This window comes from Nocardioides sediminis (assembly GCF_003047295.1).
GTDB classification, from domain to species: Bacteria; Actinomycetota; Actinomycetes; order Propionibacteriales; family Nocardioidaceae; genus Nocardioides; species Nocardioides sediminis.
The window spans coordinates 522,334-532,884 of sequence record NZ_PZYZ01000001.1 but is presented as its reverse complement, the minus strand read 5'-3'; the positions used below and the strand labels follow the sequence as shown (position 1 = coordinate 532,884).

Genomic DNA, 10,551 nt, shown 5'->3' with positions numbered 1-10,551 from the left:
AGGCTCGCCGCTGATGACGGCTCGAACGCCTGTGCCGCGATCGTACGGCGAGGCGCGGAGGGGGCGCCAATCGGATTGCGGGCGCGGACCGGGCGCGGTTGGGTGGCGCCATGACGCAGATCGGCTTCAACGGGATGTGGCTCCCCCGTGACCAGGACCCGCGGATGAGCGACGCACCCAGCCGCGGCGAGCGCGCCGTGCTGACGGAGTACCTCGAGCACTACCGCGCGACCCTCGAGCTCAAGTGCGAGGGCCTGACGCCGGAGCAGCTCGGCACCCGGTCGGTGCCGCCGTCGACGATGTCGCTGCTCGGCATGGTCCGGCACATGGCGCGCGTGGAGCAGTCGTGGTTCCGGCGCATCCTCGAGGGCCGGCACGAGCTGCCGCGGCACTTCCAGGACGAGGACGGCGGCTTCGACTTCGGCGAGCCGACGCAGCAGCTGGTGGACGAGGCGTTCGCGCTGCTGCGCGAGGAGGTGGCGCACGCCCGCGAGGTGCTCGAGCGCACCGCCCTCGACACGCTCGTGGACGTGCACGGCGAGCAGGTCGAGGTGCGCGACGTCGTCGTGCACATGGTCGAGGAGTACGCCCGGCACTGCGGGCACGCGGACCTGCTGCGGGAGCGCCTGGACGGCAGGACCGGTCAGTAGGGACGGCCGGACCGGCCAGTGGTCCTTCGGGGTGGGCCGACTCCGTAGGCTTGCCGCCGTGACTGACGACGCTCCCCGCTCCGCCTGGGGCCACGGCCTGGTGACCCTCGACCCCGCCGACCACGTGCTCGACGCGTGGTTCCCCGCCCCCGCCCTGGGGACGCGTGACGGGGAGGACGTCCCCGACGCCCTGGTCGCGCTCGCCGGTCCCGACGACGCCCGCGGCGTACGACGCGAGCTGCGGGTCGTCGAGATCGCCGACCTCGGTGCCGCTCCGGCCACCACCGAGGACGTGTGGCTGCGGCTGCACCTGCTCTCGAGCCGGCTCGTGCGCCCCCACGAGATCTCCATGGACGGCGTCTTCGGCCTGCTGACCAACGTCGTGTGGACCAGCGCCGGACCGTGCGCGGTCGAGGGCTTCGAGCTCACCCGCGCCCGCCTCCAGCGGGAGGTCGGCCACGTGACCGTCCACGGCGTCGACAAGTTCCCGCGCATGGTCGACTACGTGCTGCCGAGCGGGGTCCGGATCGCCGACGCCGACCGCGTCCGCCTCGGCGCCCACCTGGCGAGCGGCACCACCGTGATGCACGAGGGCTTCGTCAACTTCAACGCCGGGACGCTCGGCGCGTCGATGGTCGAGGGCCGCATCTCCGCGGGCGTCCTGGTCGGCGACGGCTCCGACGTCGGCGGCGGCGCGTCGATCATGGGGACCCTGTCGGGCGGCGGCAAGGAGACCATCTCCATCGGTGAGCGCTGCCTGCTCGGCGCCAACGCCGGCATCGGCATCTCGCTGGGCGACGACTGCGTCGTGGAGGCCGGCTGCTACGTCACCGCCGGCACCAAGGTCACGCTGCCCCAGGAGGACGGCAAGGTCGTCAAGGCGCTGGAGCTCTCGGGGGCCAGCAACGTGCTCTTCCGCCGCAACTCGGTCAGCGGCGCGATCGAGGCCGTGCCGTGGAAGGGTGAGGGCATCGCCCTCAACACCGCGCTGCACGCCAACGACTAGCCCGGTGGAGCCCGCCGTGGCCACCGCCGGGAGGCCCGCATGACCACGCGGGGCAGGGTCGTCGTCGGCGCCCTGGTGGTGGCCCTCGTCGTCGCCGGCGTCGGCGTGCTGGTCAACCGGGAGGGCGGCACCCCCTTCTTCGACTCCCCCGGCTGCACCGCGGAGGTGGACGGGGTCGTCGTCGACCTGAGCCTCGAGCAGGCCGAGAACGCTGCCCTGATCACCGCCATCTCGATCCAGCGCGGCCTGCCCGCACGCGCCGCCAGCATCGCGCTCGCGACGGCGTACCAGGAGTCCAAGATCCTCAACATCGAGCACGGCGACCGCGACTCGGTGGGGATCTTCCAGCAGCGCCCCTCGCAGGGCTGGGGCACGGTGCCCGAGATCCTGGACCCCGTCCACTCGACCAACGCCTTCTACGACGCGCTCCTGCAGGTCGAGGGCTACGAGACCATGGAGATCACCGACGCCGCGCAGGCCGTGCAGAGGTCGGCGTACCCGGACGCGTACGCCGACCACGAGGCGGACGGTCGCGCCCTCGCCTCGGCGCTGACCGGCAACCACCGGGCGGCGTTCTGGTGCGACACCCCCGGCGACGCGGACGAGGCCGGCGACCGCCTCGACGGCACGGGACTGGTCCGGCGTGCGGCAGCCGTCCGGGAGGACGTCGAGTCGGCGTTCGGGCCGCTCTCGTTGGGGGGCTTCGAGCCGGCCGGGGTGTCGACGGGGCACATGGAGGGGTCCGCGCACTACGAGGGCCGTGCGATCGACATCTTCGTGCGACCCGTCAACCCGGACAACCGCAAGCGGGGCTGGGCGATCGCGCACTACCTCGTCGCCCGCGCGGACCGCCTGGACATCGAGACGATCATCTTCGACGGCCGCATCTGGCGGGCGGGCTCGCGCAGCGACGACGGGTGGCGGGACTACCGCGTGCCGTCCTCCTCCCGCGGGGACCGTGCCATCCTCGAGCACCGCGACCACGTGCACGTCGACGTCGCCGACTGAGGCGCCCTCACGGGGGACCCTGGCCGCGCCTGACCTGGAGCTCCACGCACGTGCGTGGAACTTCAGCCCTTGACGGTCCGTAGACCCCGCACTTCCACGCTGTTGCGTGGAACTCCACGAACGGTGGCGCGCGGTCTGATCCACCCCCCACAAATGGGGTAAGAGCCGCCGAGCGCCCCGTGGCGGCCGCGGCCGCCGACCTAGCGTCCCCGGCATGCGTACATCGACCATCTACACCATCGGAACGGCGCTCACCCGAGCGCAGGGAACGGACGTCGACGTCGAGGTCCTCGTCAACGGGCAGTGGCTGCGGGGGCACGTGACGGCGGTCGACGGCCACGGCCTCGTGCTGCACGGCGACGACGACGTGCTGTCTGTCCTGCGGATGGATGCCATCAGCGCCGTCCAGGTCCGACAGTCGGCGGCCTTCGAGGCCATCGAGGAGAAGGACGCGCACCACCACCAGCCCCAGGACGCCACCGTGCACCCGATGCCGGCGGCCGACGGCGGACCGTCGTGGGCCCAGCCCGAGGCCGCGTGGGGACGTCGCGAGGCGGCGCCGACCGTCGGCGTGCCGCCCCGGACGTACGACGCGGGCCCCATCGTGATGCCCGGGCCGGCGGCGCCGGTCTCCCCGAGCCGCCCGGTGGAACGCCCCGGCATCGGTCCGATCGTGGCGCCGTTCGCGCAGCCCGACCAGGGCCTGCACACCAAGCTGCGCCCGATGCGCCCGGGTGCCCTCGCGGTCGAGGCGATCTGACCCGAGGGCCCGGTCGCTAGCTGGCCGCCGCGAGGCGGGCGACCGCCGCGTCGATGCGCTCGTCGGTGGCCGTGAAGGCGATGCGGACGTGCCGGCGACCGGCGGGGCCGTAGAACTCACCGGGAGCCACCAGGATGCCCTGGCCGGCCAGCGTGGCCACGGTCTCCCAGCAGTCCTCGTCGCGGGTGCTCCACAGGTAGAGCGAGGCCTCGGAGTGGTCGATGCGGAAGCCGGCGCCCATGAGGGCCTCGCGCAGCTTGGCGCGGCGGGCGGCATAGCGGGCGTGCTGCTCGACCACGTGCGCGTCGTCGTCGAGGGCCGCGACCATCGCGCGCTGCTGCGGACCGGGCATCTGGAGCCCGAGGTTCTTGCGCACCGCGAGCAGCTCGCCCACGACCGCCGGGTCACCGGCCACGAACGCGCAGCGGTAGCCGGCGAGGTTGGACCGCTTGGACAGCGAGTGGACGGCGAGGATCCCCTCGTGGCTGTCGCCGCAGACGTCGGGGTGCAGGACCGAGACGGGGGTCGTGTCCCAGGCGCACTCGAGGTAGCACTCGTCGGAGACCAGGAGCGTGCCCCGGTCACGGCACCAGTCGACCACCTTGCGCAGGTGCTCGACGGGCAGCACCCGGCCGGTGGGGTTGGACGGGCTGTTGAGCCACAGGAGCCGCGGCACCTCGGGCCCGAGCGAGGTCAGCGAGTCGGTCGCGACCGCGCGGGCGCCGGCCAGCGTGGCGCCGACCTCGTAGGTGGGGTAGGCCAGCTGCGGGTAGACGACCAGGTCACCGGCGCCGATGCCCAGGTGGACGGCCATCGAGCCGATCAGCTCCTTGGAGCCGATGACCGGCAGCACGCCGTCGAGTCCGAGGCCGGTGACGCCGAAGCGCCGGCCCAGCCAGTCGATCGCCGCCTGCCGGGTGGCCTCGAGCCCGATGGTCGTCGGGTAGCCCGGGTTGTCCGCCGCCGCGGCCAACGCCTTCTGCACGACCTCGGGGGTCGGGTCGACGGGCGTGCCGATGGAGAGGTCGACGATGCCGTCGGGGTGCGACCGCGCGCGGGCGGCGTACGAGGTGAGCTTGTCCCAGGGGAAGTCCGGGAGCCGGGCCGAGACCCGAGAGGTCACTCGTCGTGCTCCTGCGGGGGCAGCGCGGCGACGAGGGGGTGGTCCTTGTCGATCTCACCCATCTTGGCGGCGCCGCCGGGCGAGCCGAGGTCGTCGAAGAACTGGACGTTGGCGTCGTAGTACTGCTTCCACTCCTCGGGGGTGTCGTCCTCGTAGAAGATCGCCTCCACCGGGCACACCGGCTCGCACGCACCGCAGTCGACGCACTCGTCGGGGTGGATGTAGAGCATGCGCTTGCCCTCGTAGATGCAGTCGACGGGGCACTCGTCGACGCACGCACGGTCCTTGAGGTCGACGCACGGCTGGGCGATGACGTAGGTCACCGGATCCTCCTGGAGGCAAGGGGCGAGGGGCGAACGTGACCACTCTAATATCCCGGCATGCCCTCCGCGCCGGACCCCCACACCGTGGGCAGGCACCTGCTGGGACCCCACGTCGTGGGGCAGCGGGTGGTGGTCAGGCACGTCGTCCGGGGCGAGACCGGCCCCACCGGCGGGCCGGCCCTCAACGACGTCCTGGGCACCTGCGTGTCGTGGTCCGGCGGGGTCGTCGTGATCGAGTCCGAGCGTGGTCGCGTCGAGGTGGCGGTCGCCGACATCGTGTCCGGCAAGCCCGTCCCGCCGCGCCCCTCGGTACGGCACCGCGACTCCCCGCGCTCGGTCGAGCTTCACACGCACGTGCTGTGGCCGGACCTGGTCGCCGAGCCGCTCGGCGAGTGGGTGCTGCGCTGCGCCCCGGCGTACGACGGACGGTTGCGGCGGCGGGCCAGCTCGACGCTGGCGATGGGCGACCCCGGGATGCCGCTCGCCGAGGCCGCGGACACGGTCCGCCGGTGGCACCGCGAGCACGACCGCGAGCCGATGGTGATGGCCGTCCTCGGCTCCGAGGTCGAGTCCGGGCTCCTGGCGCTGGACTGGCGGGACCTCGGGAACGGGTCGGCGCACTGCCAGGTGGCGGGGGTGGCGCGGGCGCTCCGGTCCTGCGACGCGGTCTCGGCCGGTCGCGCGGCACCGGTGCCGCGCCTCGAGGAGGAGCCCGACCGGCTGGTGGTCCACCTCGGCGACGGCGCGGCGACCGGTCGCGCGACGCTCGACGGCGACTGGGTGGTGCTCGACTCCCTCGACGTGGACCCCGGCCAGAGGCGGCAGGGGCTCGCCACGCACGTCCTGGCCGAGCTGCTCGACTGGGCGGCCTCGCGCGGCGCGCTGACCGCGGTGCTCCAGGTCGAGACCGACAACCCGGGCGCGGCCCGGCTCTACGAGCGGCTGGGGTTCGTCACCCACCACACCTACCGCTACCTCGTCGCCCCCGCCGGGACGTCCTGAGAGGCGAGGTCCCCGCACCGGGCCCGCGAATCGAGTTGCCGACCCGCCCCGCGCGGATGCATCATCAGCGCGACCGCGGTGGAGCGTGACGCCCTCCCTGCACACCGGCAGACGAGCCGCGGTCCGCGCGTCCGGCGTCACCGACGAGAGGCCGGCCGCCGAAGACTTGGCCGGCGAAGGTGTGGTGGCACCGCGACCTAGCCCCCGCCCACACCTCCAGGGCCCACGCCAACTGGAGGTCGACATGAGATCGCTCTGCACATCCCTGCCCATCCTCGCTCCCGGCTCGCCGGTCACGCTGGAGGGGTGGGTCCACCGCCGCCGGGAGCTGGCCCGGGTCACCTTCCTCGTCGTGCGCGACCGCAGCGGCCTGGCGCAGGTCGTGCTGCCCGCCGGGAGCGTCGTACCGCCCGAGGAGACGGCCGTCCGGGTGACCGGCACGGCCACCGCCAACGCGCAGGCGCCGGGCGGCGTCGAGGTCACCGAGGCCGTCGTGGAGGCGCTCACCGACCCGGCCGCGACCCCGCCGGCCGAGCTGTGGCGCCCGCAGCTCGACGTCCAGCTGCCCACCCTGCTCGACCACGCCCCGGTCCTGTGGCGCCACCCCGCCCAGCGGGCCCGCTGGGAGGTGGCCGCGGCGTCGCTGCGCGGGTTCCGGAGCAGCCTCGACGACCTGGGCTTCACCGAGATCGCCACGCCCAAGCTGGTCGACTCGGCCACCGAGTCGGGCTCGACGGTCTTCGAGGTGGACTACTTCGGCCGTCCGGCCTACCTCGCGCAGAGCCCGCAGCTCTACAAGCAGCAGCTCGTCGGTGTCTTCGAGCGCGTCTACGAGGTGGGTCCGGTCTTCCGCGCCGAGCCGCACGACACCGTCCGCCACCTCGCCGAGTACCGCTCGCTCGACGTCGAGCTCGGCTTCGTCCGCGACCACCGCGACGTGCTCGCGGTGCTGCGCGAGGTGCTGGCCGGGATGGTGGCCGGCATCGGGTCGTACGCCGCCGAGGCCGCGTCGAGGGCGGGCGCCCGCCTCCCGGTGGTGCCGGCCGAGATCCCGGTGGTCCACTTCGCCGACGCGCTGGCCCTGGTGGGCGCGCCGGAGGACGAGCCGGACCTCGCTCCCGAGCACGAGCGGGCCCTGGGAGCGTGGGCGCTGGAGGAGCACGGGTCGGACTTCCTGGCCGTCGAGGGCTACCCGATGGCCAAGCGGCCGTTCTACACCCACCCGCAGCCGGACGACGCCCGCTGGTCCAACAGCTTCGACCTGCTGTTCCGGGGGCTGGAGCTGGTCACCGGTGGGCAGCGGCTGCACCGCGCCGGCGACTACGAGACGGCGCTGCGGGCGCGCGGCGAGGACCCGGCCGCCCACGCGGCGTACCTCCAGGCCTTCCGGCACGGGATGCCGCCCCACGGCGGGTTCGCGATCGGGCTCGAGCGCTGGGTGGGCCGGCTCGTGGAGGCCGCCAACGTCCGCGAGGTCACGCCCTTCCCGCGCGACCTGCACCGGCTCTCCCCCTGAGCCGCGCGCCGGGTGACGGCTGACGGCTGGCGGCTGACGGCGTCCCGGGCAGCGTCCGACGGTCCGGCGACCGTGCCGTCGGACGTCCTGCGGGACGTCCGACGGTCCGGTGCCCGAGGCCGCCGCCTCGTCGGACGTCCCGGCCGACGTCCGACGAGTCGGCGCCCACGCGGCGTGTTGGATGGTGGGCATGAGCCTCTCGGAGAGCACCGCGCCCACCACCGCCGACCGGGTCCGCCAGGTCGTCGTCACGCTCGCGGAGGTCTTCTGCGTGCTGGGGACCCTGGTGGGCACCGGCGTCATCGGCACCCGGGTCGAGGAGTCGTCCGGCGGCGCGCTGGCGGCCGACGCGACCCTGCTGGCGCCGCTGGGACCGGCGTTCTCGATCTGGTCGGTCGTGTAAGCCGGCCTCGCGGCGTACACGGTCTGGCAGTGGCTGCCGTCGGTCGCCGCCTCCCCACGGGCCCGCGCGACCGGGTGGCCGGCCGCCGCCTCGATGGCGCTCAACGCCGCCTGGCTGCTGGTCACCCAGCAGGGCTGGCTGTGGGCGAGCGTGGCAGTGATCGTCGTGCTCGTGCTGGTCCTCGGAGTGCTGGTGCAGCGGCTCGCCGACCTCGGCCCCGGCGCGACGCCGGCGGACCGCGTGGTCGTGGACGGGACGTTCGGGCTCTACCTGGGCTGGGTGTGCGTGGCCGTGTGCGCCAACATCGCCGCCACCCTGGTCGCGGAGGGCGTCACCCCGTCGGCCCCGGTCGCCGACGCGATCGCGGTGGTCGCGCTGGCCGTGGTCGTCGGGGTCGCGGCACTGGTGCTCGCGCGCACCGGCCGCCGCTGGACGTTCGCGGCCGCCGCCGCGTGGGGCCTCGCCTGGATCGCCGCCGGCCGGCTCACCGACGACCCCGAGTCGCTCGTCGTCGGGGTCGCCGCGGTCGTGGCGGCGCTGGCCGTGCTGGCGCTCGCCGCCCGGGCACGACCGGTCGGCGCCTGACGCACGCGGGGCGCGTCCGGGCCGAGGCGGATCAGCCGACGTTGTCCTCGGCGTTCGGGTTGGTGCAGATCACCGTGTCGCTGGGCGTGTAGGTCGTCGAGAACACCTCGGGCTCGCGGGTCTCGGTGTTGGCCCCGACCGGCTCGAAGTAACGGGTGACGTCGATGTCGAAGCCCCCGTACCCCTCGTTGGCGTGGCACTGCAGCGTGTTCACGCGGCGCACCTCGGGCTCGGTGATGTTGTGCCGCTCACCGGTCGAGCTGGTGATGTCCCAGTGCTTGGTGGAGTACATCGACACCGTCACCACGCCGGACGACGACGGCGTCGACGGGGTGACGTTGGTGTCGATGAGCACGCCGTACGGCGTGTCGTTGCGGAAGCGCAGGTCGACCGCGCCCCAGGCGACGGTGGCCTCGCGACCGATCGGGTAGCGGTCGATGTAGAACGAGTGCGGCTTGTGCTCCACGTCCTCGAGGCCGGCGAAGAACATGCCGTTGAAGAGCGTCGTGGCCATCTGGGAGACGCCGCCACCGAGGTCCTGGATCAGGATGCCGTCGGAGATGACGTAGCCCTCGGTGAAGCCGTTGGCCTCGGTGCGCTCGCCGACGGTGTCGTTGAGCGAGAAGGTCTCCCCCGGCTCCAGCACGTAGCCGTCGATGATCTCGGCGGCCCGGCCGAGGTTGACGTTGCGGTACTCGGCGTGCGGGTAGTAGGTGGTGAAGGTGGACACCCGCTCCTTGATCTGCAGGGCGCGGGCCTCCCTGGTGGTGACGTCGGGACGCGCCACCTTGGCGTCGACGGCCAGGGTGCGCTCGTCGCCGGACCCGGCCACGAGCTCGAGGAAGGAGCCGGCGATCTGCTCCTCGTCGTAGGTGACGCCCGGCTTGGCGGGGACGACCTGCGGCCGGCCGTCGACCAGGGCCACGGTCGCGTCGACCGGGGCGCCGCCGACGGAGACCTTGCCCTCCAGGACGGCACCGAGCGCCTGGTCGTCCAGGCGCGGGACCAGCTCGCCGTCGACCGCCTCCATGCTCAGGGCCCGGGTGTAGTCGGCCGGCTGGAGGCGCACGGTCGACTGCTCGAAGGTCAGCGTCACCGGTCCGGAGACCGCGGCGTTGGCGAAGGAGTCGCGGGCCTCGGCGAGGTCGCCCGCGTCGATCTCGGGCTCCTGCTCGACGAGGGTGAGCTCGGCCGTCTCGCCCTCGAGCCAGGCGCCGGCGAGGGCCTCGCCGGTCGCGGCCGGGTCGAGCGCGCGGCCGGTCCGCGGCTTCGTCTCGGTGATGCGGGCCCCCTCGAAGGCCAGCGCCCCCTCCCGCGGGCTGCGCCCGTGCTCGGCGTCGAGACGGGTGACAAGTGCGCCCAGCGCGGCCTCGTCGACGATCACCTCGGCCTCGAGGTCGTCGCCGCCGGTGAAGTAGTTCCAGAGCCGGACGGGGTCCCAGCTCTCCTCGCCGCCGGCCTCGGCCACCGACGCCTCGTAGTCGACGTCCAGCCCGGCCTCCGTGGCCTCCACGGTGACGGGGGTGCCGTCCAGGTCGGCCTCGATGGGGGTGCTCACCTGGTCGGCCAGCCCGGCCCGGAGCCGGTCGGCCGCCTCGGCCTGCGGGTGGCCGCCGATGTTGACCCCGCTGACGGTGGTCCCCCGCGGCACCCGGTCGCCGGCGGCGTAGTGCGCCGCGACGTACAGCCCGCCGAAGACGACGATCAGGGCGAGCAGCAGCCAGAGCACGACGCGGCCGCCGGCCTTGTCCTGCTGGTCTCGGCCGGCGTCGACTTCGGGGGTGGAGAGGAACGACACGCCCCGCATCCTAGGTCGGGGTGGGTGAATCCCCCGGATCGTCGCGCGACCCGCGAGTAGGTCCGCTGGTGGCCAGCGCCACCAGCAGGACGACGAAGGAACCCACGAGCAGGGCGTAGCCGAGGAGGTTGCCGGGGACCAGGTAGTCGCCCTCGGGGCGGGGTGCCATCGCCCATCCCACCGCCCCCATCCAGCCGATCATGAAGCCGACCCGGGCCCACCCCCGGGGCAGGGCGCGCGTGCACGCGGCCGCCGTCGCCAGGCCGAGGAGGAGGCCCCAGCCGCGCTGGTGGACCAGCACCGTGGCCAGGCCTCCCGCCGCGCCGACGACCAGCAGCGCGAGGACGAACGCGCCCCCGCGGACCAGCCGGAGCACC

General features: G+C 73.9%; 12 protein-coding genes. 8 read left to right on the top strand and 4 right to left on the bottom strand.

All coding sequences use genetic code 11. The features are described 5' to 3' along the window. Positions 1-110: 110 nt before the first annotated feature. From DAI17_RS02550 to DAI17_RS02535, 4 genes are all read left to right on the top strand, one after another. Entirely contained in the window at positions 111-650 is a 540-nt protein-coding gene (locus DAI17_RS02550; RefSeq protein WP_199904898.1) for a DinB family protein, read from the top strand. A 58-nt stretch (positions 651-708) separates the two neighbouring features. Beyond that, positions 709-1,656, top strand: coding sequence for a 2,3,4,5-tetrahydropyridine-2,6-dicarboxylate N-succinyltransferase (dapD, locus tag DAI17_RS02545; protein ID WP_107771310.1), 948 nt, complete (start codon positions 709-711; stop codon positions 1,654-1,656). Positions 1,657-1,695: 39 nt separating this feature from the next. Continuing rightward, complete coding sequence (locus tag DAI17_RS02540; RefSeq protein WP_107771309.1) at positions 1,696-2,664, top strand: hypothetical protein; 969 nt, start codon at positions 1,696-1,698, stop codon at positions 2,662-2,664. A 214-nt stretch (positions 2,665-2,878) separates the two neighbouring features. Beyond that, positions 2,879-3,424, top strand: a complete 546-nt coding sequence (locus DAI17_RS02535; RefSeq protein WP_107771308.1) for a hypothetical protein — start codon at positions 2,879-2,881, stop codon at positions 3,422-3,424. Between the two features lie 16 nt (positions 3,425-3,440). On the opposite strand, the gene dapC is transcribed toward DAI17_RS02535, so the two are convergent. Together dapC and fdxA are read right to left on the bottom strand one after the other, a co-directional pair. Continuing rightward, a complete protein-coding gene (dapC, locus tag DAI17_RS02530; RefSeq protein WP_107771307.1) occupies positions 3,441-4,547 on the bottom strand; it encodes a succinyldiaminopimelate transaminase in 1,107 nt (368 codons plus the stop codon). Further along, on the bottom strand, positions 4,544-4,870 hold the full coding sequence (fdxA, locus tag DAI17_RS02525) for a ferredoxin (protein WP_056885930.1): 327 nt from the start codon (positions 4,868-4,870) through the stop codon (positions 4,544-4,546). Before fdxA ends, dapC begins: the two co-directional genes overlap by 4 nt. Before the next feature lie 57 nt (positions 4,871-4,927). On the opposite strand from fdxA, the gene DAI17_RS02520 reads away from it, so the two are divergent. The 4 genes from DAI17_RS02520 (at position 4,928) to DAI17_RS20835 (ending at position 8,376) form a co-directional block, all read left to right on the top strand. Beyond that, positions 4,928-5,872 carry a GNAT family N-acetyltransferase gene (locus tag DAI17_RS02520; protein ID WP_107771306.1) on the top strand — a complete coding sequence of 315 codons (945 nt, stop codon included), beginning with the start codon at positions 4,928-4,930 and terminating at the stop codon, positions 5,870-5,872. A 244-nt stretch (positions 5,873-6,116) separates the two neighbouring features. Then, positions 6,117-7,388, top strand: coding sequence for an aspartate--tRNA(Asn) ligase (gene aspS / locus DAI17_RS02515; RefSeq protein WP_107771305.1), 1,272 nt, complete (start codon positions 6,117-6,119; stop codon positions 7,386-7,388). A 190-nt stretch (positions 7,389-7,578) separates the two neighbouring features. Further along, positions 7,579-7,791, top strand: coding sequence for a hypothetical protein (locus DAI17_RS02510; RefSeq protein ID WP_159081317.1), 213 nt, complete (start codon positions 7,579-7,581; stop codon positions 7,789-7,791). 93 nt (positions 7,792-7,884) lie between these two features. Further along, a complete protein-coding gene (locus DAI17_RS20835; protein ID WP_159081316.1) occupies positions 7,885-8,376 on the top strand; it encodes a hypothetical protein in 492 nt (163 codons plus the stop codon). A 31-nt stretch (positions 8,377-8,407) separates the two neighbouring features. On the opposite strand, the gene DAI17_RS02500 is transcribed toward DAI17_RS20835, so the two are convergent. Both DAI17_RS02500 and DAI17_RS02495 read right to left on the bottom strand, forming a co-directional pair. Beyond that, the gene (locus DAI17_RS02500; RefSeq protein ID WP_159081315.1) at positions 8,408-10,174 is read right to left on the bottom strand and encodes a VanW family protein; all 1,767 of its coding nucleotides are present in this window, start codon (positions 10,172-10,174) and stop codon (positions 8,408-8,410) included. A 10-nt stretch (positions 10,175-10,184) separates the two neighbouring features. Beyond that, positions 10,185-10,550 (bottom strand): hypothetical protein, encoded by a 366-nt coding sequence (locus DAI17_RS02495; protein ID WP_107771302.1) that lies wholly within the window; start codon positions 10,548-10,550, stop codon positions 10,185-10,187. Position 10,551: the final 1 nt, after the last annotated feature.

Excerpts from the sequence above, each read along its gene's own strand:
- DAI17_RS02550 (WP_199904898.1), top strand. The coding sequence starts at position 111 with ATGACGCAGATCGGCTTCAACGGGATGTGGCTCCCCCGTGACCAGGAC.
- DAI17_RS02540 (WP_107771309.1), top strand. The coding sequence starts at position 1,696 with ATGACCACGCGGGGCAGGGTCGTCGTCGGCGCCCTGGTGGTGGCCCTC.
- DAI17_RS02535 (WP_107771308.1), top strand. The coding sequence starts at position 2,879 with ATGCGTACATCGACCATCTACACCATCGGAACGGCGCTCACCCGAGCG.
- DAI17_RS02520 (WP_107771306.1), top strand. The coding sequence starts at position 4,928 with ATGCCCTCCGCGCCGGACCCCCACACCGTGGGCAGGCACCTGCTGGGA.
- aspS (WP_107771305.1), top strand. The coding sequence starts at position 6,117 with ATGAGATCGCTCTGCACATCCCTGCCCATCCTCGCTCCCGGCTCGCCG.
- DAI17_RS02510 (WP_159081317.1), top strand. The coding sequence starts at position 7,579 with ATGAGCCTCTCGGAGAGCACCGCGCCCACCACCGCCGACCGGGTCCGC.
- DAI17_RS20835 (WP_159081316.1), top strand. The coding sequence starts at position 7,885 with ATGGCGCTCAACGCCGCCTGGCTGCTGGTCACCCAGCAGGGCTGGCTG.